Annotated in this window: 18 protein-coding genes; 10 read left to right on the forward strand and 8 right to left on the reverse strand. The window is 73.2% G+C overall.

The features are described 5' to 3' along the window. Nucleotides 1–40: 40 nt before the first annotated feature. The gene (locus ACFYPS_RS20560) at nucleotides 41–1,015 is read right to left on the reverse strand and encodes an NlpC/P60 family protein (protein ID WP_354963917.1); all 975 of its coding nucleotides are present in this window, start codon (nucleotides 1,013–1,015) and stop codon (nucleotides 41–43) included. Between the two features lie 502 nt (nucleotides 1,016–1,517). On the opposite strand from ACFYPS_RS20560, the gene ACFYPS_RS20565 reads away from it, so the two are divergent. Further along, nucleotides 1,518–2,039, forward strand: a complete 522-nt coding sequence (locus ACFYPS_RS20565; protein WP_354963918.1) for a DUF6232 family protein — start codon at nucleotides 1,518–1,520, stop codon at nucleotides 2,037–2,039. A gap of 51 nt (nucleotides 2,040–2,090) precedes the next feature. Here the strand turns inward: ACFYPS_RS20565 and ACFYPS_RS20570 are convergent, their stop codons facing one another. Together ACFYPS_RS20570 and ACFYPS_RS20575 are read right to left on the reverse strand one after the other, a co-directional pair. Further along, nucleotides 2,091–2,417: a DUF3817 domain-containing protein gene (locus ACFYPS_RS20570; RefSeq protein ID WP_354963919.1), complete on the reverse strand. Its 327-nt coding sequence runs from the start codon at nucleotides 2,415–2,417 to the stop codon at nucleotides 2,091–2,093. A 26-nt stretch (nucleotides 2,418–2,443) separates the two neighbouring features. Then, entirely contained in the window at nucleotides 2,444–2,878 is a 435-nt protein-coding gene (locus ACFYPS_RS20575; RefSeq protein WP_354963920.1) for a hypothetical protein, read from the reverse strand. 131 nt (nucleotides 2,879–3,009) lie between these two features. Between ACFYPS_RS20575 and ACFYPS_RS20580 the strand changes: the two genes are divergently transcribed. Genes ACFYPS_RS20580 through ACFYPS_RS20590 form a run of 3 tightly spaced genes read left to right on the forward strand, consistent with a single transcriptional unit; the run spans nucleotide 3,010 to nucleotide 4,289 of the window. Next, the gene (locus tag ACFYPS_RS20580) at nucleotides 3,010–3,354 is read left to right on the forward strand and encodes a DUF6158 family protein (protein ID WP_354963921.1); all 345 of its coding nucleotides are present in this window, start codon (nucleotides 3,010–3,012) and stop codon (nucleotides 3,352–3,354) included. Next, entirely contained in the window at nucleotides 3,354–3,689 is a 336-nt protein-coding gene (locus ACFYPS_RS20585; RefSeq protein WP_354963922.1) for a hypothetical protein, read from the forward strand. The genes ACFYPS_RS20580 and ACFYPS_RS20585 overlap by 1 nt, the downstream gene beginning before the upstream one ends. 60 nt (nucleotides 3,690–3,749) lie before the next feature. Further along, entirely contained in the window at nucleotides 3,750–4,289 is a 540-nt protein-coding gene (locus ACFYPS_RS20590; RefSeq protein ID WP_354963923.1) for a DUF1360 domain-containing protein, read from the forward strand. A gap of 55 nt (nucleotides 4,290–4,344) precedes the next feature. Here ACFYPS_RS20590 and ACFYPS_RS20595 read toward each other — a convergent pair whose 3' ends face one another. From ACFYPS_RS20595 to ACFYPS_RS20605, 3 genes are all read right to left on the reverse strand, one after another. Then, nucleotides 4,345–4,539: a hypothetical protein gene (locus tag ACFYPS_RS20595; protein ID WP_354963924.1), complete on the reverse strand. Its 195-nt coding sequence runs from the start codon at nucleotides 4,537–4,539 to the stop codon at nucleotides 4,345–4,347. Nucleotides 4,540–4,609: 70 nt separating this feature from the next. After that, nucleotides 4,610–4,843 (reverse strand): hypothetical protein, encoded by a 234-nt coding sequence (locus tag ACFYPS_RS20600; RefSeq protein ID WP_387326225.1) that lies wholly within the window; start codon nucleotides 4,841–4,843, stop codon nucleotides 4,610–4,612. Between the two features lie 303 nt (nucleotides 4,844–5,146). After that, nucleotides 5,147–6,241, reverse strand: coding sequence for a 3-deoxy-7-phosphoheptulonate synthase (locus ACFYPS_RS20605; RefSeq protein WP_354963926.1), 1,095 nt, complete (start codon nucleotides 6,239–6,241; stop codon nucleotides 5,147–5,149). 263 nt (nucleotides 6,242–6,504) lie between these two features. Between ACFYPS_RS20605 and ACFYPS_RS20610 the strand changes: the two genes are divergently transcribed. From ACFYPS_RS20610 to ACFYPS_RS20630, 5 genes are all read left to right on the forward strand, one after another. Beyond that, nucleotides 6,505–6,720, forward strand: a complete 216-nt coding sequence (locus ACFYPS_RS20610; protein ID WP_354963927.1) for a hypothetical protein — start codon at nucleotides 6,505–6,507, stop codon at nucleotides 6,718–6,720. A gap of 139 nt (nucleotides 6,721–6,859) precedes the next feature. Continuing rightward, complete coding sequence (locus ACFYPS_RS20615; protein WP_387326130.1) at nucleotides 6,860–8,152, forward strand: M16 family metallopeptidase; 1,293 nt, start codon at nucleotides 6,860–6,862, stop codon at nucleotides 8,150–8,152. Then, nucleotides 8,149–9,492: a pitrilysin family protein gene (locus ACFYPS_RS20620; RefSeq protein ID WP_354963929.1), complete on the forward strand. Its 1,344-nt coding sequence runs from the start codon at nucleotides 8,149–8,151 to the stop codon at nucleotides 9,490–9,492. Before ACFYPS_RS20615 ends, ACFYPS_RS20620 begins: the two co-directional genes overlap by 4 nt. Nucleotides 9,493–9,590: 98 nt before the next feature. Next, entirely contained in the window at nucleotides 9,591–10,616 is a 1,026-nt protein-coding gene (locus ACFYPS_RS20625) for an aspartate-semialdehyde dehydrogenase (protein ID WP_354963930.1), read from the forward strand. A 134-nt stretch (nucleotides 10,617–10,750) separates the two neighbouring features. Beyond that, nucleotides 10,751–11,191: a PPOX class F420-dependent oxidoreductase gene (locus tag ACFYPS_RS20630; RefSeq protein WP_354963931.1), complete on the forward strand. Its 441-nt coding sequence runs from the start codon at nucleotides 10,751–10,753 to the stop codon at nucleotides 11,189–11,191. A 19-nt stretch (nucleotides 11,192–11,210) separates the two neighbouring features. Here ACFYPS_RS20630 and ACFYPS_RS20635 read toward each other — a convergent pair whose 3' ends face one another. Then, nucleotides 11,211–11,789: a nucleotidyltransferase family protein gene (locus ACFYPS_RS20635; protein ID WP_387326135.1), complete on the reverse strand. Its 579-nt coding sequence runs from the start codon at nucleotides 11,787–11,789 to the stop codon at nucleotides 11,211–11,213. Between the two features lie 576 nt (nucleotides 11,790–12,365). On the opposite strand from ACFYPS_RS20635, the gene ACFYPS_RS20640 reads away from it, so the two are divergent. Continuing rightward, entirely contained in the window at nucleotides 12,366–12,782 is a 417-nt protein-coding gene (locus tag ACFYPS_RS20640; protein ID WP_074313909.1) for a CBS domain-containing protein, read from the forward strand. Between the two features lie 76 nt (nucleotides 12,783–12,858). Here the strand turns inward: ACFYPS_RS20640 and ACFYPS_RS20645 are convergent, their stop codons facing one another. Continuing rightward, a complete protein-coding gene (locus ACFYPS_RS20645; protein ID WP_387326140.1) occupies nucleotides 12,859–13,965 on the reverse strand; it encodes a DNA glycosylase AlkZ-like family protein in 1,107 nt (368 codons plus the stop codon). Between the last annotated feature and the right edge of the window lie 72 nt (nucleotides 13,966–14,037).

Raw genomic sequence — 14,037 nt, forward strand, 5'->3', positions numbered from 1 at the left:
GCGTCCGCGGACGCCGGCCGTTCGCCGTATCCGGGCGTGGCTAGCGGACCCGGCCGTAGCCCTGGATGGGCATCATGTTCATGCCCCGCTTGAGCACGTTGCGGCCGGCGCTCGGTGCGTCGATCACCTGGTTGCCGCCCACGTAGAGGGCGACGTGCCCGAGCCCTCGGTAGAACACCAGGTCTCCCGGGCGCAGGTCACTCCGACCGATGTGGGCGACCGCCCCCCACTGCATCCGGGTGTTGTGCGGCAGCGACTTCCCGGCCGCCCGCCAGGCGGCGGAGGTCAGCCCGGAGCAGTCGTAGCCGTTCGGCCCGTCGGCCGCCCAGACGTACGGCTTGCCCAACGCGCCGTAGGCGTAGCGCACCGCGGTGCCGGCCGCACCGGCGACAGCGGGAACGTTCGCGGCCTCGGCCGCCGGCTTGGGCGCGGGTCGCTCGGTGGGCGCCCCGTACGCCTGCCGGCGCAGCTCGTACAGCTTGGTCAGGTCTCTCTCGATCTGCTTTTTGGCCGTCGCCAGATGGCGGGCCTGCGCGGCCTGCCGGGTCAGCGTGGCGTCCAGGCGGCGCTTCTCGTCGAGCAGCCGTTCCTGGCTGGCGGTGAAGCCGGAGATGCGTTCCTGGCGCTGACGGGTGAGCTGATCGAGCGCTCCGAGCCGATCCAGCAGCGCGGCCGAGCCGCCGGAACGCAGCAGCGCGTCCGCGGTGCGCAGCTCGCCGCTCTTGTAGGCGGTGTTGGCCAGCTCGGCGACGTCCGCCCGGCTCTGCTCGGCCTGCTGTTCCAGTGGGCCGATGCGGGCCTGTAATCGGGCCGCCGAGGTCTTGTTGGTCTTGATCTCCTCGGTGAGCTTGTTGTACGACTCGACGACCCGCTCCAACTCGGCCGAGGACGTCTCGATCCGGCGGGTCAGGTCGGCGGGGGACGGCTCGGCGTGTGCCGCCGCCGACGGGGCGATCAACGCGGCCGACATGCCGGCGAGCGCCATGGTGCGCAGCAGGTTTTTCAGGGATGACAAGAGCTGAAGGCCCCTCTCCCACGGCCGCCGACGGGGCTGCTGACGCCCTCGGCGACACCGACCGGGGCCATCCGGGTGGACGGCGCTGGGCCGGACCGGCTCGCTCAACCTAACCCGGGGCGGCTGTCGTCCGCAGTTGAAGTCGGGGCGAATGTTGGCATTGTGGCGGGCTGGTGCCCCTGCGCCCAGTGACTTCATCGGGGCTGCTGACGCTCCGCGAGCCGGTCAACACGTCCTTCTTGTCACTAAATGACGGCTTTATGGTCTTCGTCGTTCCGGGCGTATGCCGCCGGATACCTGCGCTCCATAACCGATAAAACCTGAAATGGATGCTGTTTCTCGACGATGTCCGCCGGTCGGGCGAGCTGTCGGAAGCCGGTAATTGGGCCGGAGGGCTGGTGGTGCCGCAACACAATGAACACCGGAGCCGGGAATCCCGTCGACAGGCAGCGATGCCTGTGACCTGCGGGCCAGCCCGGCGAACCGCCCCACGGGAGGAACCGTGAATCGTGAAGGCGCGACGACGCGACCGCAGCGAACGGTGCCCGGTGCCAGGTCCACCCTGCTGTACGCGCGGCCCGGCATCATCGTGACCGTCGACCGGTTCACCGTCGGCCGGACCAGTTACCGGATCGCCGATTTGACCCACCTGCGCACTACCCGGGGTCCGCACGACCGGATCGCCGTCCGGGCGGTCGCGATCACCGCCGCCATGCTCGGTGGCGTCGGGCTGCTGCTCGGCTTCACCGGCGGCCTGCAACGGCTGACCGCGGAGGCGTACCTCATCCTCGGGGCGGTGTTCCTGCTGCCGGCGGCGCTGGCTCTGGTCGGCGATCGCTGGCGGCCGCCCCCGCACGAGCTGTGGGGGTGGCACCGGGGCGCGGAGGTGCTTCTGTTCAGCGCCGACGACGAGCGGCAGTTCGGCCAGGTCACCCGGGCGCTGCTGCGAGCCCGGGAAGTGAACCGGTACGGCGGCTGGGCGGATCCGCTCGCCTCCGCGGACCCGTGGCGACCCAACCGCTGACCCGCGCCGTCCCCGACACGGGCCGCGCCGGGGGTGCCGACGATCGGCCGCTCAGCTGGCGACCGGCTCCGGCGTACGCTCCGTGGGGCGAGCCAGCCACCCGGTGACCCGGCGCTCGGCGTAGAACGAGACGAACGGCACGGTACCGGCCAGCATCACCAGCAGCATCCGCTTCAGCGGCCACCCGACCCGACGGCTCAGGTCGAACGCGGCCAGCAGGTAGACCATGTACAAGAAGCCGTGCGCCTGCCCCACCGTCTCCACCACGACCGGGTTGTCGAACACGTACTTCAGCGGCATGCCGATCACGACCAGCAGGATCAGCGCCACGCCCACGATCCAGGCGATCACGCGGTACCGGGTAAGGGCTGCGCCCACCTTCGTCCGTCCTTCCGAGCCCCGGCTCAGCCGGGATAGTCACCGGGCCGGGCGCCCGGATTGGCGTTCAACCATGACAGGTAGTCGTTGTAGGCGGCCAGGTCCGAGTCGTCGGGAGCCTCGCCTCCGGCGGGGACCCGGGCGACCCGCACCGGTCGGCGTACCGCCGGACGGGACCCGGTGGTCACGGTCGGCGCCGCCTCGTCGACCGGTGCGTCGGCGGGGTCGGCGGGCGGTTCAACGGCGGCCGCCGTCCTCCGGCGGGCCAGGCGCACCTCACGCCACCACACGTAGACCACGAAGCCGGCGAAGACCGGCCACTCGACCGCGTACCCCCAACTGATGCTGTTGCCGGCGGTGGCCCGGCTGACCTGCCACCAGCCCAGCCCGAGGAAGCCCACGACCAGCACGACCATGGCCACGTGACGCGCGATCCACGCCGGGGTCCAGAGCCACCTCATGGCGTCGAGGGTACCGGGGACCGGGCGGATCTCCGACACCGTGTCGTAGTTGTCGTACGGCGGGGCATGGTTTGGCGACACCCGGTGTGGGCATCCGTCTAGACGCCAGCCCAAACGAGACCAGGGGGGCGATGATGACCGGATCGGTACGCGAGGACGGCTTTCCGTCCAGTGGCAGCAGGGACATGAGCCCCGAGCAGCGGGTGCCGGAGTGGGGCGGCGACCACCTCGCCGACCCGGCGAGCGCTGGCGCGGAACTCGAAGGCGACGAGCTCGGCGTCGACCCGACGGAGCTGAGCGACGAGGATCTGATCCGCGAGATGCACAGCCTGCACCGCACTCGTCTGGACACCCTCCGGCACGCGGCGGACTCCGCGCTCGCCAACCACCTGCGGCGCACGGCGGAGCTGGAGACCGAGTACCTGGCCCGCCACCCGGGCCGGGAGGTGGACCCGAGCCGCCTGCGGGACGCCTGATGGCGGCGCGTGCTGTGCGGGGCATGTCGGCGCCGCCCGAGGTGGTCTTCAACACGGCCACCGACCCGGCCCGGGCTTCGGCGTGGCTGCCGGAGCCGTTGCGCGGCGACGGCAGCCCAGCGACGGAGATCAGCAGCGAGGAACTGCGGGCCCGCTGGGGCGGCGGCGACACCGACTGGTCCGCGGAGATCAAGGTGGAGCCGGCGGACGCCGGCGGGGCGCGGATCCAGCTCGACCTGGCCGACGGCTCGGGTGGGGCGGCCCCGGACCAGTTGGCCGACGAGGCGCTGAGCAACCTGGTACGCGAGGTCGCCGACAACCTCCAGGCCGGCTGAGACGTCACCGGCCACGCGGGAGGACTGCTCCCGCACCACCACGACATGTGAGGAGGTCGGGTGACCGGCATTGGCCTGCGACAGAAGGCGGCCCGGCTGCGTCGGGCGTACGCGCCGCACGAGCACCGCCCGCTCGGCGGCTACCTGGTGGCGATGGGCACCTACGCGGGGGTGACCGGTGCCATCGCCGGCCTGGTCCGGGTGACCGGGCGGCCGGTGCCCGAGCGGCCCGCCCCGGCCGACGTGGTGCTGCTCTCCATCGCCACGCACAAGCTGAGCCGGCTACTGTCCAAGGACGCGGTGACCAGCCCGCTGCGGGCACCGTTCACCCGCTACGACCGCCCGATCGGCAGCGGCGAGGTGATGGAACAGGTCCGTGACTCGGGCAGCTCCACCCGGCACGCCATCGGGGAGCTGCTGAGCTGCCCGTTCTGTCTGGCCGTCTGGGTGGCCACCGGGCTGACCGGCGGGCTGGTCCTCGCGCCCCGGCTGACCCGGCTGGTGGCCACCGCGCTCACCGCGGTCGCCGCGTCCGACTTCCTGCAGATGGCGTACGCGAGCGCACAGCAGGCCGCCGAGGGCGGCCACGACGACGATTGATTCGCGGACGAACGAAGCGGGGGCCGACGGATGCCGGCCCCCGCTCGCGTACGCGTCAGCGCTGCATGCCGGACCAGCCGTGCGGGGACTCCGGCTCCCGTTCGTCCTCGTCCGCCCCGGTGATGATGTCCCGGTCCACGGCGGTCCGGTCGTGTTCGTTGGCGAAGTCCGGCTCGGGCGTGGTGTCCCTGCCCTTTGGCGGTTCGCCGAGCGCCGGCACCTTCTCGTCGTGGTCCTCGTGGTGCGTCATGTGGGTGTCTCCTCTGAGGTGGTCGGCGAACCGGGCGCGCTCGGCCCGGGATGCGATGCGGCGGGCGCGCTCACCCGACGGAGCCGCCCAGCAGGTCGCTGACCTCGTCCACCGCGTACTCGCCCTCGGGCAGCGAGTCGATCCGGGCGAGCAGGTCCGCCGGGAGGTCGGCGGCCACCGCCCGGCGGTAGATGTCCGCCTGGGTGACCCGCTCTTGACCCCGGTACATGTCGTCGAGCAGGTCGTCGAGGGCCTCGGTGTCCGGTTCGCCGGCCACGGATGCGTCGTCGGTCACGCCGATCAGCTACCCGGGCCGGAATCGGTCAAACGTCACGCCGCAGTGGCTGACCCCCGGCGGGCTTGTGGCTGGCCCCGGCGGGCGTACAGACAGCGCCGCCCCCGGCCGGGTGGCCGGGGGCGGCGCTGGTGTCGGTGTGCAGGTCGCCTCTCGGCGAGTGGCACTACGCGGCTCCAGCCGGACGGTATTCCGCGAAGGCTATTTGGGTGAGGCCCGGGGACACTGGACACACCGACACCTCAGTCAACGGGCCGACCCCCGGAACTGTTCCGTCCACCGCCGTGTCCGTCGTCACAGCCCCCTGGTGGGTCAGGCGGGGGTCGGCAGGGTGGCCCGGCGGGCCCGGACGGCGGTGGCCAGGTGGTCGAGCACCTCGGCGGTGTCGTCCCAGCCGAGGCAGGCGTCGGTGACCGAGCGGCCGTACACCAGCTCCCGGGTGGGGTCGAGGTCCTGCCGGCCGGGCAGCAGGAACGACTCCAGCATCACGCCGGTGATCCCGCGCTGGCCGTCGGCCAGTTGGGCGGCCACGTCCGCGGCGACCAGCGGCTGGTTGCGGTGGTCCTTGCCGCTGTTGGCGTGGCTGGCGTCGATCACCAGACGCTCCGGCAGCCCGGCCGCGCGGAGCAGGTCCAGCGCACCGGCCACCGACTCCGCGTCGTAGTTGGGCCGGCCGCCCCCGCCACGCAGCACCAGGTGCCCGTCGGTGTTACCCCGGGTGTGCATGATCGCCGGGGTGCCGGAGAAGTCGATGCCGGGGAAGACGTGCGGAACGCCGGCCGCGCGGATCGCGTCCACGGCGGTGCCGATGCTGCCGTCCGGGCGGTTCTTCATGCCGATCGGCATGGACAGGCCGGAGGCGAGCTGCCGGTGCACCTGGCTCTCCACCGTGCGGGCACCGATCGCGCCCCAGGCCACCGTGTCGGCGATGTACTGCGGCGTGATCGGGTCGAGGAACTCGCAGCCCACCGGCAGCCCGAGGCGCAGTACGTCGAGCAGCAGCGCCCGGGCCCGCCGCAGGCCGGTGTTGACGTCCCCGCTGCCGTCCAGCCCCGGGTCGTTGATCAGCCCCTTCCAGCCCACCGTGGAACGCGGCTTTTCGAAGTAGACCCGCATGACGATCAGCAGGTCGTCGGCGAGCCGGTCGGCGGCGGTCCGCAGCCGCTGCGCGTAGTCGAGGGCCGCAGCCGGGTCGTGCACCGAGCACGGGCCGACCACCACCAGCAGGCGGTCGTCCTCGCGGTCCAGGACCCGACCCACCGCGCGTCGGCCGGTCAGCACGGCCGAGGCGAGCGGGGCGTCCAGGGGCAGCTCGTGGTGCAGCAGCGCGGGCGTGGTCAGCGGCACGACACGGTCGATCCGCTGATCGCTGACCCGATCGGTCTCCGGGGTCGTCACGGTGGGCATCCTTCCGCCGACCGTGCCCGGGGCCGGTGCCCGGGACGAGCCGGCTGCTCGTACGCAAAAGGGCAGGAGCGACAGCTCCTGCCCAGCCGGCTCGGTACGTGGTGACGTCAGATCATGGTGAAGTCACCGGCGTGCGAGCCGGCTGCCTAAACCATCGATACGAAAGCGTCACGACGTCAGCGTACCCGACGGAGAGCGGGACCCGCACAACCAAGCGGCGGAACACCGCGTGCCGGGGCCGGGGTCGGGGTAACAGGGGTGCCATGACTGACGAGCAGAGCGACCAGGACCGGGTGGAGTCCCGCGCGCACCTCCTGCCCGAGGAGGCGGCGGTCGGCAGCGACGACCCGGAGGCGCAGGCCGACGCCATCCTCACCGAGTCGGACATCCGCGAGGAGGACCAGAACGCTGCGCCCGACACCGTGCTGGAGCGCCGCACCTCGGATCAGACGGTGGTCGCGTCCGAGCCGCCGGACTGAACGCTCGCTCCGCGCCCCCGGCGTGAGCCCCGGTAGGTCTGCTCCCGCAGCCAGGCCAGCGGGCCGGCCGCAACCCCGGCCCGCTCGCCGACCGACCGCACGTCACCTTTCCGCCCGCGAGATCGGATAGCGTCGTGCCATGCCCGACAGCGGTTACCCCTGGCCCATTGAGACGTCCCGACTGGACAACGGCCTGCGCGTGGTGGTGAGCGAGGACCGCACCGCCCCGGCGGTGGCCGTCAACCTCTGGTACGACGTCGGCTCCCGGCACGAGCCGGGTGGGCAGACCGGCTTCGCCCACCTCTTCGAGCACCTGATGTTCGAGGGCTCGGTGAACGTGGCGAAGACCGAGCACATGAAGCTGATCCAGGGCTCCGGTGGTTCGCTCAACGCCACCACCAACCCGGACCGGACCAACTACTTCGAGACGGTCCCGGCCGAGCACCTGGAGCTGGCGCTCTGGCTGGAGGCCGACCGGATGGGCGGCCTGGTCCCCGCGCTCACCCAGGAGACCCTGGACAACCAGCGTGACGTGGTGAAGAACGAGCGCCGGCAGCGCTACGAGAACGTCCCGTACGGCGACGCCTGGCTGCGGCTGCTGCCGCTGCTCTACCCGCCGGGTCACCCGTACCATCACGCGACGATCGGCTCGATGGCCGACCTCAACGCCGCCGACCTCGCCACCTTCCAGGCGTTCCACCAGACGTACTACGCGCCGAACAACGCCGTGCTCACCGTGGTCGGCGACGCCGAGGCCACCGAGGTGTTCGCGCTGGCTGACAAGTACTTCGGCGCGCTGCCCGCGCGCGACGACATCCCGCAGGCCCCGGACGGTCGGACCGTCCCGGCGACCGGGCGGCCGGCCGTGGAGAAGGTGACCGCCGACGTGCCGGCCCCCCGCGTGTACGTCGCGCACCGCGGCTACCCGTTCGGCAGCCCGGGGTACGACGTGCTCACCGTGCTCGCCACCGTGCTCGGCAGTGGTCGTGGCAGCCGGCTCTACCAGCGTCTCGCCGACGGTGAGCGGATCGCCCAGCCGGACCTGGTCGGCGCGTACGGGGTGGACCTGGCGCACGCCCCGGCGCCGCTTATCGCCACCGCCACCGCCCGCCCCGGAGTCAGCGCCGAGCGGCTGGCCGAGGGGCTGACCGCGGTCGTCGACGAGCTGGCCACCGTGCCGGTGACCGCGGCCGAGCTGGACCGCGCCAAGGCGTTGCTGAGCACCGCGTGGTGGCGTCAGATGTCGACAGTGGACGGCCGCGCGGACACGCTCGGCCGGTACGCCACCCAGTTCGGTGACCCGGCCCGGGCCGCCGACCGGCTGCCCGCCTGGCTCGCGGTGACCGCCGAGCAGATCGCCGAGGCGGCCGTCGACGTGCTCGGCGCGGCCGACCGGGCGACCCTGACCTACCTGCCCGAGGAGACCGCATGACGCTGATCGTCGACCGTCCCGGCCCGGGCGCCGCCCGCCCGTACCGGTTCCCGCCGGTGGTTCGCCGCGCCGTGGCCGGTGGTCAGGTGGTCGCCGCGCACCTGCCCGGGCAGAACCTCGCCGTGGCGCTGCTGCTGCTCGACGCCGGCGCCGGTCGGGAGCCGACCGGCAAGGAGGGGCTGGGCGGGGTGCTGGCCAAGGCATTGGAGGAGGGCACCGCACAGCGGGACGCGACCGCGTACGCGCTGGCCATCGAGGCGCTCGGCACCGAGCTGGTGACCGGGCTGGACTGGGACTCGTTCCAGGTCAGCGTCCAGGTGCCGGTCGACCGGTTGACCGCCGCGGTGCAGCTGCTCGCCGAGGCCGTGCGGACGCCCCGACTCGACCCGGCCGACGTCCGGCGGGTCCGCGACGACGAGGCCAACGCGCTGCGGATGGACTGGGCGAACCCGGGCCCGCGCGCCGACGCCGCGTTGCGCGCCGACCTGTTCGGCGCGCAGAACCGGTGGGGGCGCCCGATGTACGGCGACCCGGAGTCGGTGGCCGGGCTGGACGTCGAGGACGTGACCGTCTTCCACTCCGAGTGGTTCCTGCGGCCGGGCACCCTGGTCGTCGCCGGTGACCTGGACCGGATCGACCTGGACGCGCTGGCCGCCGCGGTGTTCGCCGGCACCGGCGGGGGCCCGGCCGACCGGGGCGGCCCGATCGAGGTGCCGGTGCGCACCGGGCGGCGGATCATCCTGGTGGACCGTCCGGGCTCGGTGCAGTCCACGCTGCGGCTGGGCCACCCGGCGCCGCACCGGGCGCATCCCGACCATGTGCCGATGACGCTCGCCGGCACGGTCCTCGGCGGGGCGTTCACCTCCCGGCTCAACCACCTGATCCGCGAGGTGCACGGCTACACGTACGGCATTCGGGGTGACTTCGCCTCGTCCCGCCGGTTCGGCCGGTTCGCGGTCAGCTCCGGGGTGCAGACTGCGGTGACCGCGCCGGCCCTGGTCGAGGCGGTGGGGGAGATCACCCGTACCCAGGTCGGTGGGGTGACCGAGGACGAGCTGGCGGTGGCCCGCTCCTGGCGGGCCGGGCAGCTCTCGGTCGAGTTGCAGAGCCCCCGGGCGATCGCCTCCGCGCTGACCACGCTGGTGGTGCACGACCTGCCGGACGACTACCACGCCCGGCTGCGCGAGAAGTTGCTCGCCGCCGACGTGGACCAGGTCTCCGCGGCTGCCGCGACCCACCTGCACCCGGACGCGTTGACCCTGGTCATCGAGGGCGACGCCGCCCTCATCCGGGACGATCTCACCGCCGCCGCCCTGGGCGAGATGATCACCCACCTCTGACCGCAGGTGGGAGTGAGGGTGCGGGTGGGTGTGATGCGGGACCCGGGGGGTGGGAAAGGGCTCCCGGTTGTGGGGGCGAGCTGGGTAGCCTCGCGGGCATGAGGATCGGCATTGTGGGGGCCACCGGCCAGGTCGGTGGCGTGATGCGGCGGGTGCTGGCGGAGCGGGAGTTCCCGGCGGAGCAGGTGCGGTTGTTCGCCTCGGCGCGGTCCGCCGGGCGTACGCTGCCGTGGCGAGACGGCGAGGTGACCGTCGAGGACGCCGCGACCGCGGACTACTCCGGGCTGGACGTCGTGCTCTTCTCGGCCGGTAAGGGCACCTCGCTCGAGCTGGCCCCCCGGGTCGCCGAGGCCGGCGCCGTGGTGATCGACAACTCCTCGGCGTTCCGGATGGACCCCCTGGTGCCGCTGGTGGTCGCCGAGGTCAACCCGCACGCCGCCGCCGATCGGCCGAAGGGCATCATCGCCAACCCCAACTGCACCACGATGGCCGCGATGCCGGTGCTGCGTCCGCTGCACGCCGAGGCCGGTCTGGTCGGTCTGGTGGTCTCGACCTACCAGGCGGTCTCCGGCGCGGGGCTGGCCGGCGTCGCCGAGCTGGACGAGCAGGTCCGCAAGGTCGCCGAGCACGCCTCGGGGCTCGCCTTCGACGGGTCGGCCGTGGAGTTCCCCGCGCCGCGCTCGTTCGCCGAGCCGATCGCCTTCAACGTGCTCCCGCTGGCCGGCTCGATCGTCGACGACGGCTCGTTCGAGACCGACGAGGAGCAGAAGCTCCGCAACGAGAGCCGCAAGATCCTGGAGATCCCCGACCTGAAGGTCTCCGGCACGTGCGTCCGGGTGCCGGTCTTCACGGGCCACTCGCTCCAGATCAACGCCCGGTTCGCCCGGCCGCTCACCCCGCAGCGGACCCACGAACTGCTCGAAAGCGCGCCCGGGGTCGCGTTGACCGCCGTGCCGACGCCGTTGCAGGCGGCCGGGCAGGACCCAACCTACGTGGGCCGGATCCGCGCCGACGAGACCGTCGAGTACGGCCTCGCGCTGTTCTGCTCCAACGACAACCTCCGCAAGGGCGCCGCGCTCAACGCCGTGCAGATCGCCGAGTTGGTCGCCGCCGAGCGTCGCTGACCGTCGCCGTTACGTCATGCCCCCGCCGGCTTCCGGCGGGGGCCTCGGTGTGCGTGGGCCGTGGCTCGGCGGGCACGGCAGCCCTCCGGTCGTGCTTGGATGGACGAAGCCGACTCTGCCACCTGGAGGATGCCGTGCCGGATGACCGGACCCAGCAGGCGTTGACCGACCTGATCGGCGGCCGCTCGATGGGCGTGCTCGCGACGATCAAGCGGGACGGGCGGCCCCAGCTGTCCACTGTGATCTACTCCTTCGACCGCGAGGCGGGGCTGATCCGGGTTTCCGTCACCGACGGTCGGGCCAAGACCGCCAACCTGCGCCGCGACCCGCGAGCCAGCTTCCACGTGGGCAGCGAGGACGGCTGGGCGTACGCGGTGGTCGAGGGCCGCGCCGAGCTGACCCCGCCGGCCACCGAACCGGGCGACGCCACCGTCGAGGAACTGGTGGGGCTCTACCGGTCGCTACGCGGCGAACACCCGGACTGGGACGACTACCGCCAGGCCATGGTCGCCGAGGGGCGGCTGGTGCTGCGCCTGCACGTCGAGCGCATCTACGGCATGCCGCCCCGCGGCTGACGGGCCGTCCACTCCCCGGTCAGCCCGGGTCGATCACGGTCACGCCGGGCCAGCGCTGCGCCGGCCGGTGCCGGGCCAGCCGCTGGCGGGACCGCGCGATGTCCACCCGGGCGGGATTGTGCCGCCACACCCCGCCCAGAAGATCGGTCAGGCCGTACGGGGCGCAGACGACCAACCTGTCGGCCCGGTCCAGCCGGACCGCCACGGCGGTGGCGTACTCCGGCCAGGTGGCGACCGCCTCGGCCACGCTGCGATACGGAGCGATCGGGGCGCCGCCGAACTTCGCCGCGTACCAGGTGTGCACCGCCGCCTGGTTGCGGGCCTGCCAGGGCGGCTCGGGCCAGGCCGCCGTCAGACGGGCAGTCGCCCGGTCGTCGGCCTCCCGGCTCAGCTCGATCGGGTCGAAGAACACCACGTCCACGTCCCGGACCGTCGCCGGGTCGAACCCGTCGCCGTACCGCTCACCCCAGACGAGGTCGCGCAGGGCGCCCGCGCCGATCCAGGCGTCCGGCAGGCCGGAGTCACGCACCACGACCAGTGCGCGGGTCAGCCATCCGCTGCCGGCGACCAGTGCGCGCAGCTCATGCTCGCCCGTCATCACCCGCCCACCGTAGGCAGCGAAGCGCGGCCCCGCCGCCCCGCCGTCGGGGTCGCGCCGGTAGGGCGCGCAACTGGCCGCCGCCTCGCCTCGCCCCGCGCCGCCCCGCCCCGCGCCGCCCCGCCCCGCCGGGCTGCTGCCTCGCCGGATCATCTCGGTATCGCCGATACCGGGCCATCCGGAGGCCCGGGACACTACGACATCGCTGACATCGAGTCGACCACCGCGGAGGCGAGGTGGTCAGCGAGCGGTATACCTCAGAGGCATATTTATGCCTCACAGGTATATCGCTCACAACAGCGACCGCCCCCGAGAAGGGCGCACCGGGCCGCGTCCACCTACCGGGACCGTGTGGGGCCCGCCGTGCCGCGCGTAGGGATCGACTCAACTTCCCGGAAGTCGGGCTGTCCCGGCCACCCGGATAGCCCGACCTCCAGGAAGTCGAGTTCGATCAAGCGCGCTGAGCTGGGTCGCGCCGCGCCGGCCGCGTCGGGACCGTTGCCCGGCGGGTAGCACGCGTTACCCCGCCCCGGACGGCGGGTAGACGGGCCGTGCCGACACCGAGAGGGGAGCACCATGACAACGGTCGGAGAGTTCATGACGACCCGGTTGGTGACGATGGACGGCAACGACACACTCATCGCGGCCGCGCAGGAGATGCGGGACAGCGCGATCGGTGACGTGGTGGTGACCGACGGCGACAGCGTGGTCGGGATCGTCACGGACCGGGACATCACGGTCCGGGGTGTCGCGGAGAACATGGACCCGGGCTCGACCCGGCTGAACCAGATCACCACCCGCGATGTGGTCACGGTGAGCCAGTACGACGACGCCGTTGCCGCCGCGGATCTGATGCGCACCTACGCCGTACGCCGGTTGCCGGTGATCGACGACGGGCGCCTGGTCGGCCTCGTCTCGATGGGCGACCTCGCGGTCGAGCGCGAACCGCAGTCGGTGCTGGCGGACATCAGCGCCGACGATCCGAACAACTGACCCGTCCGCCGCGGGCGCGCGCCGGCTCTCCCTCCGGGGAGGGCCGGCGTTGCGCTGGCCGGCGCACGCCACCCGGTCAGGTGGGCTCGACCCGGACCTGCACATCGGCGGCGGCGCGAGCGGCGGCGACCGTGGCCGCCTCGGCGTCGACCTCCCGCCGGACCCGGGCGGGCAGCGCCGAGAACGGGCTGACGGTCAGCTCCAGCCGCCCCTTTCCAGCCTGCCGCGCCCGCCAGGTGCCGGCGATCTCGCCATCCAACAGCAGCGCACCCGGATTGCCGATCGCCCGCCACAGCTGCCGCTGGTGCTCCTTCGCGGGCACCAGCAGGTCACGGTCGCGGCCGGCGAGGAAGGGGTCTCCCGGTGGCAGCAGCCGCACCAGGCGGGGCGCCGGGGCCCCGGTCAACGCGTCGAGCGCCTCGGCCGGCAGCCACACGGCCCGGCCGTCGACCAGCACCTCAACCAGGCCGGCCGGCCAGACCCGGCGCAGCTCCGCGGCGGCGGTGCCGAGGAAGCCGGCCGCGTCGGCCGGGGCGGCCGGGCCGAGCAGTCGCAGGTAGGTCGTGACCAGCTCGGCGGTGTGCGCCGCGGCGGCGGGTGGGCCGGACCAGTCGGGCAGCGGGGCGAGCCGGGCGGCCCGGCCGGCGACCACCAGGCGCACCCCGCCGGCGAGCCCGGCCTGCTGAAACACCGACCCCGAGATGTGCCGCGCCTGGCACGCCCGGCAGTCGTAGGTCAGCTCGGCGGGCACCCGCTCGGAGACCGCCCGGCTGACCACGCCGCGCTCCAGCTCGGTGGTGACCACCGCCTGGAAAGCCTCGGCGGTGGCCCGGAACGCAGCCAGCCCGAGCTTGGCCCCCGCACCGATCTGCCCGGGGATCCGGCGGGTGGCGTCGGCGTCGCTGAGCGGCCAGAGCGCCGCAGCCAGGGCCGGCAGCTCGGCACGCCGGTGCAGGTGCGGTGCCCCGCGCATCGACCACACCAGCTCCAGCCGGTCGTCCGGCTCGGTCGCGCCGCGCGCCGCCAGCGCCTGCCGGGCCGAGCCGTACGGCGTGTCCTGAACGCCCAGGGACAGCACCGCCAGGTCGCCGGGACGCCTGCCGCCGGAGCGGTCGAGCTGCTGGGCCGCGATTCGGTACGCGAGGACCTGCCGCCGGTCGACCCGCGGCGCCTGCCCCGTCATGAGCCCCTCCGTCACGGACGTCCCAGCGCTTCCACCGTTCTGCCCGGCACGCTACCCCGCCGGTCCGACACC

The sequence above is a fragment of the Micromonospora sp. NPDC005087 genome, from assembly GCF_042872965.1.
GTDB lineage: Bacteria > Actinomycetota > Actinomycetes > Mycobacteriales > Micromonosporaceae > Micromonospora.